Origin of the sequence: Gilliamella sp. B2717, assembly GCF_026536675.1 — a bacterium.
Lineage (GTDB): Bacteria > Pseudomonadota > Gammaproteobacteria > Enterobacterales > Orbaceae > Gilliamella > Gilliamella apicola_I.
The window spans coordinates 1-18860 of sequence record NZ_JAFNNQ010000085.1 but is presented as its reverse complement, the minus strand read 5'-3'; the positions used below and the strand labels follow the sequence as shown (position 1 = coordinate 18860).

At 35.9% G+C, this 18860-nt stretch carries 19 protein-coding genes; 10 read left to right on the top strand and 9 right to left on the bottom strand.

Annotated elements, in window-relative coordinates; translation table 11 throughout:
- The first annotated feature begins 115 nt into the window (after positions 1-115).
- The 5 genes from J3U35_RS07720 to ubiA all read left to right on the top strand — a co-directional run bounded on the left by J3U35_RS07720 (position 116) and on the right by ubiA (position 5600).
- Positions 116-2563: a DMSO/selenate family reductase complex A subunit gene (locus J3U35_RS07720; protein WP_267360599.1), complete on the top strand. Its 2448-nt coding sequence runs from the start codon at positions 116-118 to the stop codon at positions 2561-2563.
- Between the two features lie 14 nt (positions 2564-2577).
- The gene (locus J3U35_RS07715; RefSeq protein WP_267360597.1) at positions 2578-3198 is read left to right on the top strand and encodes a DMSO/selenate family reductase complex B subunit; all 621 of its coding nucleotides are present in this window, start codon (positions 2578-2580) and stop codon (positions 3196-3198) included.
- A gap of 1 nt (position 3199) precedes the next feature.
- Entirely contained in the window at positions 3200-4039 is an 840-nt protein-coding gene (locus J3U35_RS07710) for a dimethyl sulfoxide reductase anchor subunit family protein (protein WP_267360595.1), read from the top strand.
- Positions 4040-4100: 61 nt separating this feature from the next.
- Positions 4101-4661, top strand: coding sequence for a TorD/DmsD family molecular chaperone (locus J3U35_RS07705; protein ID WP_267360593.1), 561 nt, complete (start codon positions 4101-4103; stop codon positions 4659-4661).
- Between the two features lie 108 nt (positions 4662-4769).
- Entirely contained in the window at positions 4770-5600 is an 831-nt protein-coding gene (gene ubiA, locus J3U35_RS07700) for a 4-hydroxybenzoate octaprenyltransferase (protein ID WP_267360591.1), read from the top strand.
- Between the two features lie 132 nt (positions 5601-5732).
- Here ubiA and folP read toward each other — a convergent pair whose 3' ends face one another.
- From folP to rlmE, 3 genes are all read right to left on the bottom strand, one after another.
- A complete protein-coding gene (gene folP, locus J3U35_RS07695) occupies positions 5733-6569 on the bottom strand; it encodes a dihydropteroate synthase (protein WP_267360589.1) in 837 nt (278 codons plus the stop codon).
- A gap of 168 nt (positions 6570-6737) precedes the next feature.
- Entirely contained in the window at positions 6738-8606 is a 1869-nt protein-coding gene (ftsH, locus tag J3U35_RS07690) for an ATP-dependent zinc metalloprotease FtsH (RefSeq protein ID WP_267351154.1), read from the bottom strand.
- A gap of 85 nt (positions 8607-8691) precedes the next feature.
- The gene (gene rlmE, locus J3U35_RS07685) at positions 8692-9318 is read right to left on the bottom strand and encodes a 23S rRNA (uridine(2552)-2'-O)-methyltransferase RlmE (RefSeq protein WP_267360587.1); all 627 of its coding nucleotides are present in this window, start codon (positions 9316-9318) and stop codon (positions 8692-8694) included.
- A 98-nt stretch (positions 9319-9416) separates the two neighbouring features.
- On the opposite strand from rlmE, the gene yhbY reads away from it, so the two are divergent.
- A complete protein-coding gene (yhbY, locus tag J3U35_RS07680) occupies positions 9417-9710 on the top strand; it encodes a ribosome assembly RNA-binding protein YhbY (RefSeq protein WP_065559637.1) in 294 nt (97 codons plus the stop codon).
- 65 nt (positions 9711-9775) lie between these two features.
- On the opposite strand, the gene greA is transcribed toward yhbY, so the two are convergent.
- The gene (greA, locus tag J3U35_RS07675) at positions 9776-10252 is read right to left on the bottom strand and encodes a transcription elongation factor GreA (protein WP_065559646.1); all 477 of its coding nucleotides are present in this window, start codon (positions 10250-10252) and stop codon (positions 9776-9778) included.
- Positions 10253-10489: 237 nt separating this feature from the next.
- Here greA and J3U35_RS07670 point away from each other — a divergent pair, with 237 nt between their 5' ends.
- The 3 genes from J3U35_RS07670 (at position 10490) to hslO (ending at position 13449) form a co-directional block, all read left to right on the top strand.
- Positions 10490-12094: a hypothetical protein gene (locus J3U35_RS07670; RefSeq protein WP_267360584.1), complete on the top strand. Its 1605-nt coding sequence runs from the start codon at positions 10490-10492 to the stop codon at positions 12092-12094.
- 91 nt (positions 12095-12185) lie between these two features.
- Entirely contained in the window at positions 12186-12584 is a 399-nt protein-coding gene (hslR, locus tag J3U35_RS07665; RefSeq protein WP_065559639.1) for a ribosome-associated heat shock protein Hsp15, read from the top strand.
- A 1-nt stretch (position 12585) separates the two neighbouring features.
- Complete coding sequence (gene hslO, locus J3U35_RS07660; protein ID WP_267360583.1) at positions 12586-13449, top strand: Hsp33 family molecular chaperone HslO; 864 nt, start codon at positions 12586-12588, stop codon at positions 13447-13449.
- 213 nt (positions 13450-13662) lie between these two features.
- Here hslO and tsaA read toward each other — a convergent pair whose 3' ends face one another.
- From tsaA to metN, 4 genes are all read right to left on the bottom strand, one after another.
- On the bottom strand, positions 13663-14370 hold the full coding sequence (gene tsaA / locus J3U35_RS07655; protein WP_416380691.1) for a tRNA (N6-threonylcarbamoyladenosine(37)-N6)-methyltransferase TrmO: 708 nt from the start codon (positions 14368-14370) through the stop codon (positions 13663-13665).
- Between the two features lie 133 nt (positions 14371-14503).
- Positions 14504-15406 carry a methionine ABC transporter substrate-binding lipoprotein MetQ gene (gene metQ / locus J3U35_RS07650; RefSeq protein WP_267360579.1) on the bottom strand — a complete coding sequence of 301 codons (903 nt, stop codon included), beginning with the start codon at positions 15404-15406 and terminating at the stop codon, positions 14504-14506.
- Positions 15407-15420: 14 nt separating this feature from the next.
- A complete protein-coding gene (locus J3U35_RS07645; RefSeq protein ID WP_370632183.1) occupies positions 15421-16062 on the bottom strand; it encodes a methionine ABC transporter permease in 642 nt (213 codons plus the stop codon).
- Positions 16063-16174: 112 nt separating this feature from the next.
- Complete coding sequence (gene metN / locus J3U35_RS07640) at positions 16175-17206, bottom strand: methionine ABC transporter ATP-binding protein MetN (protein WP_220216047.1); 1032 nt, start codon at positions 17204-17206, stop codon at positions 16175-16177.
- A gap of 117 nt (positions 17207-17323) precedes the next feature.
- Between metN and gmhB the strand changes: the two genes are divergently transcribed.
- Positions 17324-17860, top strand: a complete 537-nt coding sequence (gene gmhB, locus J3U35_RS07635) for a D-glycero-beta-D-manno-heptose 1,7-bisphosphate 7-phosphatase (protein WP_220216046.1) — start codon at positions 17324-17326, stop codon at positions 17858-17860.
- Positions 17861-17892: 32 nt separating this feature from the next.
- Here the strand turns inward: gmhB and J3U35_RS07630 are convergent, their stop codons facing one another.
- A complete protein-coding gene (locus tag J3U35_RS07630) occupies positions 17893-18618 on the bottom strand; it encodes a DUF4184 family protein (RefSeq protein WP_267360577.1) in 726 nt (241 codons plus the stop codon).
- Positions 18619-18860: the final 242 nt, after the last annotated feature.

The window sequence follows — 18860 nt, the reverse complement described above, 5'->3', positions numbered from 1 at the left end:
ATTGTTATTACCTTAATTTATTGATAGTTAAAAGACGGTTTATGCCGTTTTCTATTTTATCAGCCCATCTAAAGTATTATGATAAATAAATCCCAAATAGACATAAGGGAACAAAATGAGCAAGTCAGATAATAAGATAACCCGACGAGATTTTTTACAAAAATCGTTAGCAATTGGGAGCGTTGCAGCATTAGCCAATACCATTCAATCCCCATTTGTGTACGCAGAACCTAACGTTAATGACAATGATAGTCTTGCCAGTTCGGATAATGAGGAAAAAATCGTCTATAGTGCTTGTTTAGTTAACTGTGGTAGTCGCTGTCCTCTAAAAGTCCATGTGAAGAATGATATTATTACTAAAATTTCTTCGGAAGACGGCATTAATGATCCTGTCTTTGGTCTGCATCAAATTCGTCCTTGCTTGCGAGGAAGAGCGGTACGTTGGCGAACTTACGATCCTGAGCGTTTAAAATATCCTATGGTGCGAGTTGGTAAGCGTGGTGAAGGTAAATTCAAACGTATTTCATGGAATGAAGCAATCGCTTTATTGGCAAATAAACTCAAGTATACCATTAATCAATATGGCAACGAGTCTATTTATTATCAATATGGTACAGGTACTACAGGTGCAAATATTTCTGGGCGTAGTGCTTGTAAGCGATTCTTGAGTACGATTGGTGGTTACCTTAATTATCATGGTGATTATTCAAGTGGTCAAATAACCGCTATTCAACCTTATATTTATGGCAATGCAAAAGAGTCGTTAATAGACCAAATTAAACATTCTGATCTAGTGGTAATGTTTGGACAAAATATTGCTGAAACCAGAATGTCGGGTGGAGGGCAGGTGACCGAGCTATTCAATGCATTATCACAAAGTAAAGCAAGGGTGATTATTATTGATCCAAGGCGTAGTGAAAGTGTTGTGGGTTACAATGCTGAGTGGATTCCAATTATTCCTGGAACGGATGCCGCTTTAGTTGCTGCAATCGGTTATGCTTTACTTGAAGAAGATAGAATTGATGATGCAATGCTCAATCAATATTGTGTAGGCTGGAATGCTGACTCATTACCCGACAGTGCACCGCCTTTTAGTGATTTTAAATCTTATATTCTTGGATTAGGTGATGACAGAACGCCTAAAACCCCTGAATGGGCAGCTAAAAAGACCGGTATTCCAGCTAAACAAATTCGTCAGCTTGCATTAGATATTGTCAATGCTAAAGCAGCATGGATTTCTCAAGGTTGGGGGGCTCAGCGTTGGCAAAATGGTGAGCATACTACCCGTGCAATTATGATACTGCCAATTATCACGGGTCAGTTTGGTAAACAAGGTACTAATATCGGAACTTGGGGCGGAAGCGTGACTTATCCGGTTCCTGGTCTGAATCTGTTAAATCCAATTAAAACCAGTATTCCATTTTTTTTATGGACAAAAGCGATTGAAGAACCGCAGAACATGACAGCTAAAAATGCTTATATACTGGGTAAAGATAAATTGGATGTTGGTATCAAGTTTATCTGGAGCTATGCCAGTAATGTAATTGGTAATCAGCATGCCGATCTCAATCGAACCCATCAGATTTTACAAGATGAATCAAAATGCGAATTTATCTTGGTTTGGGATACGCATATGACCGCTTCAGCAAGGTATGCCGATTTGTTATTACCTGATGTGTCGTCAGTGGAAAGTCATGATTTAATTAATAATTCCTATGCATCGGGCGCTTATCACTACGTGATTCGTATGCAACAAGCCATTAAGCCACTTTGGGAAAATCGTCCGGCTTATGATGTGCTAACCGAATTGTCTGAAAAAATGGGTGTTAAAGATAAATTTACGGAAGGACGAACACAAGAGGAGTGGATAGCGTATAGTTATGAAAGAATGCGCAAACAAAATCCTGATTTACCGTCTTTTGCCGAAACAGACGGCATGGGGGTTATTGATCGTAAATTAGCCGATAGTGATAATCACATTGCTTTAAAAGCATTTCGCGATGATCCCGTTAATCATCCGTTAAATACCCCATCGGGCAAAATTGAAATTTATTCTGAAGCCTTAGCAAAAATTGCGCGTGAATGGGAATTTGAGCAGGACGATAAACTTTATCCTATCCCAGCTTATTTACCCGCAATTGAAGGAAGCGAAGATAAGCTGAAACAAGAAAAATACCCGTTACAGTTAATTGGATTTCATATTAAAGGACATTGCCACTCGTCTTATAGCAATCTCCCTCAATTGCGTGAGGCTGTTGCCAGTAGTCTGTGGATCAATCCCATTGATGCTCAGCAGAGACACATAAAGCATGGTCAATTAGTCGAAGTTTTTAACGATCGCGGTCGATTATATATACCTGCAAAAGTAACGCCACGTATATTACCCGGGGTGATTGCCATTCCGCAAGGGTTGTGGGCAAAAACCAATGCAGTGGGTATCGATATTGGGGGGTGCGTCAATCGATTAACTTCATTGCGTCCTTCGGTATTGGCAAAATCAAATTCACAACATACCAATTTGGTTGATATTAAACCAATATCTAGTATGTCTTCGGCATCATAAGTCACAGGGAGATGATGAAAATGCAATATGGATTCTTTATTGATTCTTCCAAATGTACCGGATGTAAAACCTGCCAAGTCAGCTGTAAAGACGAGAAAGATAATGCGCTTGGGGTGCATTTTCGACGAGTCTATGAATATGGTGGTGGCACATGGCAGCAAGTAGCTGGAATTTGGCAGAATGATACATTTACTTATTATTTGTCGATCGCCTGTAACCATTGTGATGAGCCGACTTGCGTACAAGGCTGCCCTACGGGGGCAATGCACAAACGCAAGCAAGATGGCTTAGTGGTTGTCAATCAAGATGTATGTATCGGGTGTCGGTATTGTGAAATGCGTTGTCCTTATGGTGCACCACAGTATGATCATCAAAAGCGTGTCATGTCAAAATGCGACGGCTGTTATGAACGTGTCGCCGAAGGATTAAAGCCCGTGTGCGTCGAATCTTGTCCGCAACATGCTTTAGATTTTGACGAGATAGGCAAATTACGTGAACGTTATGGTAATGAACGTAATATTGCCCCTTTGCCTAATGCTGAGCTAACTAAACCCAATATTGTGATTAAACCCCATGCACAAGCTAAGAGTTCGGGGGATACATTGGGTAAAGTGCTCAATCCAGAGGAGGTTTAATATGCATGAATTACCACTCGTTTTTTTTACGGTATTGGGGCAATTATCTGCGGGAATGGTATTGCTGAGTAGCTTGTCTTGTTTCATCAATCATTCACAAGCTAAACAAGTTATTAGACAAAAAATTAATGGGTTAGCACTGCTTTTTATGGCTCTTGGTATGCTAATTGCCTCATTCCATTTGGGGCATCCTATGCGTGCCTTCAATGTGATTTTGGGTATCGGTCGTTCGCCAATGAGTAATGAAATTTTTACCTTTAGTGTATTGTTTGGAGTTACGCTTGTATCCTTGTTACTCAATTATTTTGCTCTTAATCCCAATAGTGAAAAACTTGATATGATTAAGCCGCTTTGTTTAAAGATAAATCGCATCCCTTATATAAATCAACTATTAGCGATCGTGTTGATGATACTAAGTTTAGTGTTTGTTTGGACGATTGTTTTAACGTATAGATTACCCACAGTGAAAACGTGGGATACTGTTTATACACCAATTCAAATGTATCTAACGATGCTGGCATTAGGTGGTATTGCTAGTGCTAGGGTTGGGCTATATCGATTAGGAACTGGTGCTTTTATTATTGGCGTTTTATTAATTGTGCTGTCAAAGGTACCTTATTTTAATTTAATGACTTCAATCAGTCCGGCGCTGGCTAATGCGCAATTGAGTTGGATGATAATCGAGTGTATTTTATTAATCGTGGCGCTAATGTTGATTATTTTTAATTATTGGCGAACAAAACATATGACGATACTTTGTACTACAGCCTTTGCTTGTACTTTTTTGGGTGAGGTTTGTGGACGTATTGCATTTTATAATTTATGGACAATACCGCTATAATCATTGAAGCTAATTACTCATAGCAAATTAAGTCATTTTATAATGAATAAGAGAGATAAGATTGGATAATCTAACTACTGCCACCTTAGCAAAAATCATTGGGGCATTTTTTTACTATTCTTCTCGAAGTGAAACCGTCAAACCGTTGATTGAGGCTTTACTCCATATCGATCAGCTGGCTAATTGGCAAAATCCCAAATTAATTTGCCAGCAATGTCAAAGATTGGCGGCAGAATTATCCCATCAAGATCTTGATTATCAATTTTCATTGTTATTTGAAGGACAAGGTGAAATGCTTGCACCCCCTTGGGGATCGGTCTATTTGGATCAAGAAAAGTTATTAATGGGGGAATCACAAGAACGTTATCGTGAATTTTTACAGCAACAAGGGTTAATGCTGTCTACTGGTATGAATGAGCCTGAAGATCAGTTTGGATTAATGTTAATGGCATTTGCATTACTGCTGGAAAAAAATCAGCCACAAACAGCAAATCAATTATTAAATGAGCATTTATTTACGTGGTCTACTTATTATTTAAATCAATTAAAACAGAATCAAATTAGTCCATTTTATGCTGCTCTTGCCGTTATTGCAGAACAATATTTAGAGATGCTTCAATGAGCCTGTTTGTTAATAGTAGCAATTAATTTGACTCAATTATTGAGAGCGTTACAGTTTTTGAAGGAAAAGGTATAATTCCCCTATTGTTATATAAGATAGAAATCAGATATGTTAGCTTATTTACAACTTATGCGGTTAGATAAACCAATTGGAATCTTGCTATTGCTTTGGCCAACTATAACGGCAATTTGGCTTGCCAATCCTCATCCGCCCGTTGAACTTGTTGTTATCTTTGTACTGGGTGTTGTTGTGATGCGAGCGGCAGGATGTGTGGTAAATGATTATGCCGATCGCCATTTTGATGCGCATGTGGAGCGAACGCAACACCGTCCGTTAGCGAAAGGTGTTTTAACCGCAAAAAATGCTTTATGGACATTATTGATATTGTTGTTAATGGCTGCTTGTTTATTATTCTTTTTAAATGCTTTATCGTGGATGATTGCTGGCTGTGCATTGTTAACTGCAATGATTTACCCGTTTATGAAGCGTTATACCTACTTTCCGCAAATAGTATTAGGGATTGCATTTAGTTGGAGCATTCCAATGGTCTATGCGGCCACAATTGAACAGTTCCCGTTAACCTGTTGGTTATTGTGTTTGGCAAATATTTGTTGGACAGTTGCTTATGATACGGAATATGCCATGGTTGATCGCAATGATGATATCAAAATTGGCATTAAATCAACGGCTGTTTTGTTTGGGCACTATGATAAATTGATAATTGGCATTTTACAGATAATAACGGTGATTTGCTTGATAATTATTGGTCTTAGTAATCATTTGTCTTTTATTTATTATAGTGGAATATCGATCATGTCGTTACTGTTTCTTTATCAACAATGGTTGATAAACGATCGTGATAGAACTCGATGCTTCAAAGCTTTTCAAAATAATAATTATGTCGGTTTAGTGATGTTTTTAAGTGTTGTTATTGTTTAATGATTATTAGAAACAGTAATACCAAAAGTTGAAAATTCTTAAGAATAAAACAAAAAGGGATTTTTATCTTATTTGTCTAAAAATTCCCTTTTTAACAAAATAACAGCTTATTTTGTTGAAGTTAAACCCCGTTTATTCCTGTTCAGCTAAAGTGGCTTGTACAATTCGCAGTGCATCAAAGGTTTCTTTTACATCATGAACTCGAATAATCTGTGCACCCTTCATCGCTGCAATTACTGCACAAGAAACACTACCTAACATACGTTCTTTAGGCGGAACATTTAATACTTGTCCAATCATGGATTTTCGAGACATACCAACTAATAGCGGTAAATGAAAGTGATGAAACTTTTCAAGTGTTGCTAGTAATCGATAATTGTGTGCTAATGTTTTACCAAAGCCAAAACCTGGATCAAGAATAATTTTTTCTCGCTCAATCCCTGCATTGATGCAACGATTGATATGTTGGGCAAAAAATTGATCGACTTCATGATAGATGTCTTGCTGATAATGTGGCGCATTTTGCATGGTTTGAGGATCGCCTTGCATATGCATAATGCAAACTGGTAATTCTGTTTGGGCTGCGGCTTCGACTGCACCAGACTCTGTTAATGCACGAATATCATTAATTAAGTGGGCTCCTGCTTTTGCTGACTCTGTCATGACTTGAGGTTTAGAGGTATCAACAGAAATCCAAACATCAAAATAGCGAGCCACTTTTTCAACTAAAGGCACCACTCTATCGAGCTCTTCTTCAACAGATACGATGGCTGCACCAGGGCGTGTTGATTCGCCGCCTATATCAATAAATGTTGCGCCTGCTTGTATCATATTATCAACTCGACGCATGGCATCATCAAGATTGTTATAATTACCGCCATCAGAAAACGAATCCGGCGTCATGTTTACGATACCCATTACTTGAGGAAAAGAGAGATCCATAATTTGATTGTTGAAACGAATTTCCATGATTATGCCTTATTTAAGTCATCTTAAACTTAATTTTGCTATCGTTAAACTTAGTTATAAGCTAAGCAATAGCAAAATCATTCAAGCTTGTTACCTGTGTTTATTTCAAATTTATCTGAATTATCCGATAAAAAACGCGCCGTAGCGCGTTATAGAAATTAAAACAGATTAATTATCCGATTCAGGTGGTGTATCACGACCTTCATTTGGAACTTCTTGTGCTGCTTTTTCATCACTGGCTGTCCAACCCTCTGGTGGCGTGACTGGCTGGCGATTCATCAGTTCATCAATCTGTTTTTTATCAATTGTTTCATATTTGAGTAAAGCATCTTTCATTGCATGAAGAATATCAATATTTTCAGTTAGTGTTGTTTTAGCTCGTTGATAGTTTCGTTGCAGGATTGCATCAACTTCTTCATCAATAATTTTAGCTGTACCATCAGATATTTTCTTCATGACTCCATAAGAAGACTCTTCATATTCAAACAATGCAGGTGGTAAACGATCTGAGAAGCCCCATTGTGTCACCATTGCTCTGGCTACATTTGAAGCGTATCGTATATCACTTGAAGCACCAGAGGTAATTTTATCTTCGCCATAAATTAAGCCTTCGGCAATACGTCCTGCATAAGCTGTTGAAATTTTTGATTCTAACTGAGTACGAGTTTGACTAATTTGATCACCTTCCGGTAAGAAGAAGGCGACACCTAACGCCCCTCCACGAGGAATAATCGTGACTTTATGGAGCGGATCATGATCTGGCATTAAATAACCCACAATTGCGTGTCCCGCTTCATGATAAGCCGTATTGGTTAATTGCTCTTTTGTCATGGATAATGAACGACGTTGAGTACCCATATCGATTTTATCTTTGGCTTCTTCAAACTCATCCATCGTGACTAAACGTTTATTACGGCGAGCGGCAAATAGCGCTGCTTCGTTAACTAAATTAGCTAATTGAGCACCCGAATAATTTGGTGTTCCGCGGGCTAATACTGCTAGATTAACATCAGACCCTAACGGCACTTTACGTACATGTACTGCCAGAATTTGCTCACGACTTTTTAAGTCAGGTAAATCAATTTGAACTTGACGGTCAAAACGACCTGGACGAAGTAATGCAGGATCGAGAATATCAGCACGGTTTGTTGCTGCAATCATAATAATGCCACTGTTAGCTTCAAAACCATCCATTTCAACTAACATTTGGTTTAGGGTTTGTTCGCGTTCGTCATGACCGCCCATTGAACCCGCTCCACGTTTGCGACCAACAGCATCAATTTCATCAATAAAGATAATACAAGGTGAATGTTTACGGGCTTGTTCAAAGAGATCACGTACCCGTGATGCGCCAACACCAACAAACATTTCAACAAAGTCGGAGCCTGAAATACTAAAGAAAGGCACATTGGCTTCACCGGCAATCGCTCTAGCTAATAATGTTTTACCTGTACCCGGTGGTCCAACCATCAAAATACCTTTTGGTATGCGTCCACCTAATTTTTGATATTTCCCCGGATCACGTAAAAAATCGACTACTTCTGTTACTTCTTGCTTGGCTTCTTCACTGCCTGCGACATCGGTAAATTTAGTTTTTACTTGATCTGGCGCTAACATCCGAGCTTTACTTTTACCCACCGACATTGGTCCGCCTTTACCACCGCCTTGCATTTGGCGCATGACAAAGATCCAAAATCCGATTAATAAAATAATGGGGAACCAAGAGATTAAAATACTTGCTAACAAACTTGGTTTTTCATCTGGACTACCATAAACGGCAACTTTATTTAAAACTAAGTCATCCATTAATTTTTCATCAAAATAAGGGATGTAAGTTACATAGTTACGATTATCTTTTGTCGTGGCAATAATTTCGCGTCCATTAATATGCACTTCTTGGATTTTACCACTGGTGATATCGGAATTAAATTGAGTATAATTGATTTGAGGACCGCTATTTGATATTGAGCTGAATTGATTAAATACAGCTATCAATACTACGGCAATAATTCCCCAGATCAGTAAATTCTTTACCATGTCGTTCAAAAGAAAAACCTCTCATAAAAATTAACAGTTACGACTAAAATTAGGAAGTAATGGTACTACAAAATTGTGCTACTGGCTACTTCATACCCATTGCAACGATATAAACTTCTCTCGATCGCGATCTGGATGCTTCAGGTTTGCGAATTTTGACAGTTTTAAACATCGATCTAACTTGTTTTAAATAATCTTCAAATCCCTCACCTTGAAATACTTTGACAATAAAATTGCCATTTGGGGCAAGGACATCTCGACACATATCTAAAGCAAGTTCAACTAAATACATTGCTCTGGGAATATCAACAGCAGGTTGACCACTCATGTTAGGAGCCATATCTGACATGACGACTTGTACTTTTTCTTCACCAACACGGTCAAGTAATGCTTTAAGCACGGCTTCGTCTCGGAAATCACCTTGTAGAAAATCAACACCGACAATCGGATCCATCGGTAATAAATCGCAAGCGATAATTCGTCCTTTGCTACCAATAACAGACGCCACATATTGTGACCATCCACCAGGCGCTGCGCCTAGATCAACAACGGTTATGCCGGGTTTAAATAATTTGTCACTTTTTTGAATTTCTTCTAATTTGAACCATGCTCGCGATCGTAAACCTTTTTTTTGTGCTTGTTGCACAAAGCGATCATTAAAATGTTCATTAAGCCAACGAGTCGAGCTTGCTGAGCGTTTTTTGTTACTCACAGGGAATAAATCCTTATAGTAAAGAGTTCACTTCAATTGATTACAAATATATATAAGGGTAGAATAACAAAATTGCAACTTAATGTGATAAAAAAATAATGAATTTATCAAATAAACAAAAACAGTATTTAAAAGGTGAAGCTCATCATTTAAAACCGATTGTCATGATCGGCGCTAATGGGTTTACTGAAGGTGTGCTTGCAGAGATTGAAAATGCGTTAAACTTTCATGAGTTAATTAAGATCAAGGTATCTGCTGAAGATAGAGAGACAAAAAAACTTATTTGTGAGGCTATCATACGTGAAACGCATGCCCTTGCAGTACAACAAGTTGGTTCTATTTTTACCATTTTTAGACCAAGTGAAGAGAAAAAAATCACTTTACCTAAATAATACGATTAATAAACAGGGTATTCGCCCTGTTTATCATTATCAAATGACCAAGTAGAATTCACCCTTTAAATATATTCTACTTTAACAATATCAAACTCTACATCGCCACCAGGTGTTTTGATTTGTACTGTGTCACCATCTTCTTTACCAATTAATCCTCTGGCAATAGGGGAATTAACCGAAATGAGATTTTGTCGATAGTCAGCTTCATCATCACCCACAATTCGATAAGTGGTTTCTTCATCAGTATCCACATTGATAACAGTGACGGTAGCACCAAAAATAATTCTGCCAGTGTTTTTGACTTTGGTAATGTCTATAATTTGTGCTTGTGATAACTTTCCTTCAATTTCTTGAATACGTCCTTCACAAAAACCTTGTTGTTCTCTTGCTGCATGATACTCTGCATTTTCTTTTAAATCACCGTGTGCTCTCGCTTCGGCTATCGCTGCTGTAATTTGAGGTCTTTTAACATTTTTCAGCTCTTCAAGTTCAGCACGTAATAATTCAGCTCCCTTTACTGTCATTGGGATTTGTTTCATTTGTGTGTCTCCCGCTTTATTTAAATTAAATAAAAACAATCCCTCATCTTACTTTAAATAAAGGAAGAGTGATCGATTCCATTTGGTATTTCAAAGATATGATTGTGTATTTCTATATATTAACTGTAAAACTGACTTAACGACAAATCATTTATACTAAAATAAGATGCTATTTCATTTAAAATCGTTTATCGTAATGTCATTGTGAACGGCTTATTATAACAATTTTATTCATTTATGCGACGGATACGATTCTACTTACTTACTCTTTTAGCAATTGCTTGGTTGTTAGTGTTACTCTCTTATTTTGTAGTACAGACGGCGTTTGGGGCAAAATTTGTAAGTGAGCAATTATCAAAATTAAGTCCCTATACTATCTCAATTGGGCATGTTCACCATTCTTTTTCAAATGTTTATGAAATTGTCTTGGATGATGTTGTCATCAGCGATGGTCAGCAGCAGATAGCTAATATTCCTAAAATGGTTATAGGGTTAGATAAACATGAACTGTGGCAATTCAATCATTTTAGCTATGTTACTGTGATTGATGGAATATTGGCTGATAGCAAAATTAAACATTATGATTTTTCGACTGATACGTTAAAATTCATTAATTCTACCGTTACTGTTTCAATAAATAATAATGAAGATAAAATTCTATTTAAACAGGTAAATGGCGGAATTAAATCTTATTCTTCATCAGGTTTAAATAATGCCCAGTTTGATTTCACTTCTAACGAAGTATTGATCAATGAGGTTGCTATAAAATCAGTAATCGTTCAAGGATTTCACCATGATAATATTACCTACTTAACCAATTTAGGTGGGAATATTGAAAATGGATTTTTTGTAAGTAAGTTAAAGATATTAGCTGATAAAAGTTGGGATATTGAACAACTTAAATTAAGCAATATTCATCTACAATCTGAAACAGACGATTTTTGGGAAAAATATATTTCCTATTTACCGAAATTCTCTTTACGACAATTGTCGATATTTGAAAGTAGTATACAGCTACCCTCTTTTCTCGTTGAAAAAGGGAATCTTGAAGTCAAAAATATTCGTTTTGATAATGGATGGTATTTTGATGAAAGCTCTCTTGTTTTCAATGCCGATAATGTTGTATGGTTAGATAATCTATTTTCCTCAGTATTACTTCAACTCAATCTTAATGATAATAATATTGAGATTGAAAAAGCGATAGCCACTTGGAATAAAGGTAATGTAAATATTACAGGTAGCTGGCACGGTAATACTTTACAGTTAGAACAAGTCACGATAGCTAGTGTCATTTATCAATTACCTCAACATTTAGAGCAATTAGTATTACCAACACAATTTAGTCGGATTGAAATTACTCAATTATCGATTTTACCAAGTCTATTAATTAATGTTGATGCTAACTATCCATTTGCTTTTACTAATTTTGAAGCACTGGGCTCAGATATTGTTATAGTCAAAGATAAATATTTAGGATTTGATGCCGGAAACCTATTTTTTAAAGCTGAAAGAGGATCTATTAATGGAATTGAGATTAATTATCCAGATTTGACCTTAAAATATGATTCACAACAGCATGCATTATTAAACTTTAGTAGTTTAATTAACAAGGGTATTGTTGAAATAAAAGCAAAGCTTAATGCTAATCAAACAGAATTTACCTCTTTTCAATTAGGTGCTGCTAATATCCCAAGTTCTTTATTAAAAGATTGGAAATTAGTTAATTACGATCCCGAGTCAACTAATTATACCGCTAATTTAGTTGGTAAAATTGCACCATTTAGTTTAGCTGGCACAATACAAGTCAATGCGATCAATCATTTTCTTCAATCAGACAATTGATATTGGTTTAGTTAGCCTTATATATTATTAAAATGCTAAAACTCCTGTTCGTGTTTAAATGACGTTTTTGATTAATTAATATGAGAGTGAAATGGATCAAATCAGACTAGATAAATGGTTGTGGGCTGCCCGATTTTATAAAACGCGTTCACTTGCTCGTGAAATGGTTGAGGGGGGAAAAGTCCACTATAATGGTCAACGAACTAAACCGAGTAAATTGGTGGAAGTCGGTGCAATTTTGACTCTTCGTCAAGGTTCAGATCAAAAAACAATTAAAATTTTGGCGATTAATGGACAACGGAGATCAGCGCAAGAAGCTCAATTACTTTATCAAGAAACACAAGAGAGCATTGATAAACGCGAAAAAATTGCTGAAGCACGCAAGCTTAATGCATTAACCATGCCACATCCTGATAGAAAGCCGGATAAAAAAGAGCGGCGTAACTTAATAAAATTTAAATATGATAGACAACAAGGCGACAATAATTGATATGGATACTTTAAATCGATTTATCTTTGATAATCACCCTGTTCGTGGTGAAATAACTCGTTTAGAACAAACTTACCAAGCAATTTTAGATAACCATAATTATCCTATAGCAGTACAAAATTTATTGGGTGAATTACTGGTTGCGACGAGTTTATTAACCGCAACCTTAAAATTTGAAGGCGATATTGCGGTTCAATTACAAGGTGATGGTCCTCTGCGTTTAGCGGTTGTTAATGGCAATCATCTTCTACAATTACGTGGGATTGCTCGAGTTAATGGAGATATTGCTGATAATGCGTCATTGAAAGATATGGTGGGTAATGGCTATATTGTAATTACCATTACGCCCAAAAATGGAGAACGCTATCAAGGTATTGTCGGACTTGAAAAAGAGACGCTAATAGGATGTATTGAAAATTACTTCATGCAGTCTGAACAGTTGCCAACTAGATTATTCGTTAAAACAGGTGCTTACAATAATAAACCAATGGCTGCCGGCATATTATTGCAAGTGTTACCAGCTAATGAAAATACTGAAGATTCTTTTGATCATCTATGCGCTTTAACCGAAACAATCACGAACGATGAATTATTTAAACTCACCAGTGATGAAATTTTATATCGCCTTTATAATCAAGAACAAGTTCGATTGTTTGAAACTGAGAATGTTACATTTAAATGTGGTTGTTCTCGGCAACGTTTTGAGGATAGTTTAGCAACAATACCGCAAAATGAAATTGATGAAATCCTCAAAGAGGATGGTGGAAAGATTGATATTCTTTGTGATTATTGTGGTAAACATTATATATTTGATGAGATAGATATCACTGAAATGCGAAGCAAACACAAAACAAATATCCATTGATTTTTAGGCATAAAAATACCACTAAGATTATTAACTAATTTTAGTGGCAAAGTGAAATATAGGGAATTAAACCCGTACATAATGTATCAGAATCGTATAAATACACCAACCTTTTTTATTAATTTTTTGCCATAATTTTGTTAAGAAAATTTACAAAACTATTTTATCCTATTGGAAAAAGAAAATTATTTACTTTTCAGTTAAGTAAATTTTTTAGATAACCTCGATATCGCCGACCATTGCGCATTCATTTTTGATTTTCCATTTTATGTTAAAATGGTATAGCGTTAATCCATATGTTTGTTCATCGATGTTATTTTGTTTATAAGCAGGTCTAGGATCTTGTGAAATGACTTGAGCAATTAAATCTGCTAACTCTGGATAATTCTGTTTTTGCGATGCTAAAAAACGTTGAGCTTCATCTGAAAACACGACGTGTAATTTTTTTTCTGGAGACGTTTGTGCATAGCCAGCAGTGGCATCTGGATAACTATCACAATAAGGTAGATAGGGTTTTATATCGATTATAGGTGTGCCATCAACTAAATCTAAACTTCCTAATTTTAAAATAACTTGTTTATTTTTAATGACTATGTCTTTTAATTCTACTGCTGAAAGCCCGATATGATTGGGTCTAAATGGGGAACGAGTTGCAAATACGCCTAACGTTTTATTTCCACCTAAACGAGGAGGACGAACGGTTAAGCGCCACTTGTTCTGATCTATATGGTGGAATTGAAATAGCAACCATAAATGTGAAAACTGTTCTAATCCTTTAACACTATTAGGATCGTTATAAGGTGCCAATAAATGAAGTTCTCCATGTCCAGCAGGAACTAAATTCGGTTGTCTGGGTACAGCAAATTTTTCGCTATAAGGGGAATGTATAATACCAATGGGGTCTATATGCCAGGTCATGATCTTAACTATGCTCTACTAAGTTAATGTATGGTCTGCAGTATCTCACTCAATAACTCTATTTATTTTGTCTTTAATTGTTTCCGCCGACCTTAAATCGGCGGAATTTTGATTTATTAATGTTTTTGGTAAGTTATTACCAACCACGAATAGCACCACCATTAAAAATTTGATCTGCCTTTTGCGCTACAGCATCAGTTTGGTAAGCTTTCACAAAATTTTTGATATTCTCGTTATCTTTATCGGCTTCACGGGCAACGATAATATTAACGTAAGGGGATTCTTTATCTTCAACAAAAATGCCATCTTTACTTGGCGTTAAATTTGCTTGTCCGGCAAATGCATTATTGATAATAGCAAGGTCAACTTGTGCATCGTCTAAAGAGCGTGGCAACATAGGTGCTTCAAGCTCAACAATTTTATAATTATTAGGATTACTGGTGATATCTAAAACTGTCGGTAATAAACCTTTTGATTTATCAACGGTAATTAATCCTTGATGTTGTAATAACAGTAGTGCACGACCTAAATTAGTTGGATCATTTGGAATCGCAATGGTTGAGTTAGCTGGAATAAAGAAAGTTTCGCCACGCGGAGATGTCACTTTCACGCCTTCACCCGTTGGCGTAGCATTGTCGATTGGTTTAAGCTTATGAGAATAACTTGCAATTGGGTAAACAAATGAATTACCGACAACAGCTAATTTGTAACCACGCTCTTTCATTTGCTCATCTAAATAAGGTTTATGTTGGAAGGCATTAACGTCAATTAATCCATCATTTAATGCTTGATTAGGGGTGACATAATCATTGAAAATAACCAACTCAACATCTAAATGATAAAGATCCTTAGCTTGTTGTTTTACCACTTCGGCTACTTCTTGTTCGGGCCCTGAAATAACACCGACTTTAAGTGTAGTCATATTATCTGATTGATTTAAATTGTTATTTTCCGATACTGTTTGTTTACTATTATCACAACCCGTTAAAAAAAAGGCACTTACTAAGGTGGTAATTAATGCTAGCTGTTTAATTGACATAAGTTTCTCCAAATTTAATGATGAGTTACGCGTTTTACAATGGCATTTCCTATAAACTGAATAATAAATACAATAATGATTAAGATAACTAAAACTGTATTCATTATAGCAGGCTTGTATCCATTGTAACCATATTGAATTGCCAATTGACCAAGACCACCTGCACCAACAGCGCCTGCCATGGCAATATAACCCGTTAGCGTAATTAAAGTAATTGTCATACTATTAACAATGACCGGTAAGGATTCAGGTAATAAGACTTTATAAATGATTTGAAAGGGCGTTGCGCCCATTGAGCGAGCTGCTTCAATCAAACCTTTTGGAACATCTAATAATGCATTTTCAATCATGCGAGCGATTAATGGCGAAACACCTATACTTAGTGGCACAACAGCAGCTTGTTTACCAATAAACGTTCCCATTAAGAAAGTTGTAAAAGGAATAATCCAAACAATCAATATAATAAAAGGTATTGAACGAAATATATTCGTTATAAATGAAATAACACTATTAGCGATATAACAATCTAAAATTTGTCCTTTACGAGTGGTATAAAGTAGTATACCAATCGGTAATCCAATAACGGTTCCCCAAAATCCAGATAAGATAACCATATAAAGTGTTTCATCAGTTGCTTGTGCCATTTTAAATAACATGGCTTCATTAAAACCATTAAAAGAAGAGCAAAAAGCGACAAAATCACCCCAAAAATTGTAGTGTGCTAAATATCGAAATAAGGTTTCGAAAGGTTTAAAAGAAGGAATAAAACTAAACATAACCAAGCACCTCTACGTTGGTGTTATTTTTTTCTAAAAATTCAATTGCGGATTCAATACTTTTCGTCTCTCCCTTCATTTCCGCTAGCATTAAACCAAATTTAACGCCACCGGCGTAATCCATCTGAGCGCTAATAATATTGCTTTCGATATTGAATTGTTGAGCAATTTGCGATAACAGCGGTAAATCAACCGAAACACCTGAAAACTCTAGGCGTACTAGGGGATTAAGTCCTTCTCTATACTTTTTTGATAGCTTAGTTAAATAGTCATCAGGAATGTTTAAATGTAAAGTGGATTGAATAAATTGACGGGCAATATCGGTTTTAGCATGGGAAAACATTTCACCTACTGATGATTGTTCAATTAACTCTCCATTGCTAATAACGGCAACTTGATCGCAAATCTGTTTAACGACATCCATTTCATGGGTAATTAATAAGATTGTTAATTCAAGTTTCTGGTTGATTTCTTTTAATAAAGTTAAAATCGAACGCGTTGTTTCTGGATCAAGGGCACTGGTAGCTTCATCACACAATAATACTTTTGGGTCACTTGCCAAGGCTCGTGCAATAGCAACACGTTGCTTTTGTCCACCAGATAAATTGGCTGGATAGACATTTGCTTTTTCAGTCAAACCAACTAACGCGATTAGTTCATCGACTTTTTGCTTAATCTTAGCTTTGGGTGTCCGATTAAGTTCAAGAGGAAAAGCAATATTATCAAATACGGTACGTGATGAGAGAAGATTAAAATGTTGAAAAATCATGCTGATTTTTCGACGAACAGGAATTAATTGTCGATTAGATAAATTGGTTATCTCTTGATTATCTAAAAAAATTTTACCACTTGTTGGCTTTTCTAACAGATTGACACAGCGAATCAATGTACTTTTTCCAGCGCCTGATTTACCGATAACCCCATAAATTTTACCTTTGGGTACATTAATAGTAATATCCTTTAATGCGTGGATTAACGTATTATTATGTTCAAAAGTTTTCGAAATATGTTGTAATTGTATCATAATATATAAAAGCAAAATGCGAATAGTTGAATATTAAGACGTCTAGACATCTAAGTCAATCAATAATATATTATGCAAATTAGGATAAATACCTAAATAAAAGGAAAATGAGTAAATATGAAGCCTGCTATTTTTTTAGATCGTGATGGTACAATAAACATCGATTATAACTATGTGCACACAATTGATAAATTCCACTTTATTGACGGAGTTATTGAGGCAATGCAAGAGCTCAAAAAAATGGGTTTCTTATTAGTTATTACCACCAATCAGTCTGGAATTGCCAGAAACAAATTTTCTGAAGAGCAATTTCATACTTTAACTGAATGGATGGATTGGTCGTTACAAGACAGAGGTGTTGACTTAGATGGTATCTATTATTGTCCGCATGATCCACTAGTCGATCATTGTGAATGCCGAAAACCAAGTCCCGGTATGATTCAAACCGCAGCGAAAGAGTTAGGCATTGATATTGCTAATTCCTATATGGTGGGCGATAAGCTTTCAGATCTATTATCAGGTAAAAGGGCTGGGGTCAAAAAAACCGTTTTAGTGAAAACGGGCGACCCAATCACTGAAGAAGTCGTTGCTCAAGCCGATTGGGTAATCGATAGTTTGGCGGATTTACCTAATAAAATAAAAGCAGAATCATAACGTTCTAAAACAATACTATTCTATTACGGTGTTTAAAATAAACGCCGTATAATTCTCATGACAATTGGTGCTAATATTAATCCTAAAAATAGTGCATCAATAAAGTTCACCACATTTTGACCAAAAGTATGGATAGTATTGGCGAAAAAAAGAGAGAAACCACTTATAACGATCATCATCAGCAAACCCCAATATAGAAAACTAACCGTATTCCTTTTATCAGTCATGATCGGTAATCTAAGAATAAAGAGGCATATTAAACTCATTCCGACCAAAGTACTGCCATGCTGTAGTAATTGGTAGATAGGAATATCAATATTTTTTAGGGAAATTGTCTGTTGTAAAAAAGGAATGTGTTTTACTACAAAACCCGTTAAGTGAGTAAAACTGTCCCAACAAATATGAGACAATATGCCTATTACGGCTGATGTCAAAACAATAAACCAATGATGTAAGCAATACTGATTCCAATTAAAAGTAAGATAATGAGCAAATCGTTTATAAAAGAAATGAGGCAAATTTTTGATTAGTTCATTACGAATAATGGAATGAAAGATAAAAGCAACCATTAATGTTATTGGCAGATCAAAATAAACAATACCAAATAAAGTATGGCTCATATCACTTTTTATTTTCATTCTAAGAAAATATTCAAAGTCAGGGGACATGCTACCTATAATTAAGGCTGTCATGGAAAAAAATTGAGGCTTTTTATTAAAAGGTAAAACAATTGCTGGGTGCGCGAAAGTAAAAGGCATATGAAAAATCCATCTTAAAAAGTTAACCTAAAGCAAACATCTCATAACTGACATAATAAATAATAATAAAGAAAGTTTGTAAAATTTGTATAGGATCAGTTTGTTTTCAATACGGCATGGGTAAAAAAAACACAAACAGAAATAAAATTGCAATAAACGCTTGCATGATTTTTTTAAGGCTCTATAATGCGCATCCACTGACACGGCGTCAGCGAAAGCAGGCGGAACAAGAGGTTAGTGAG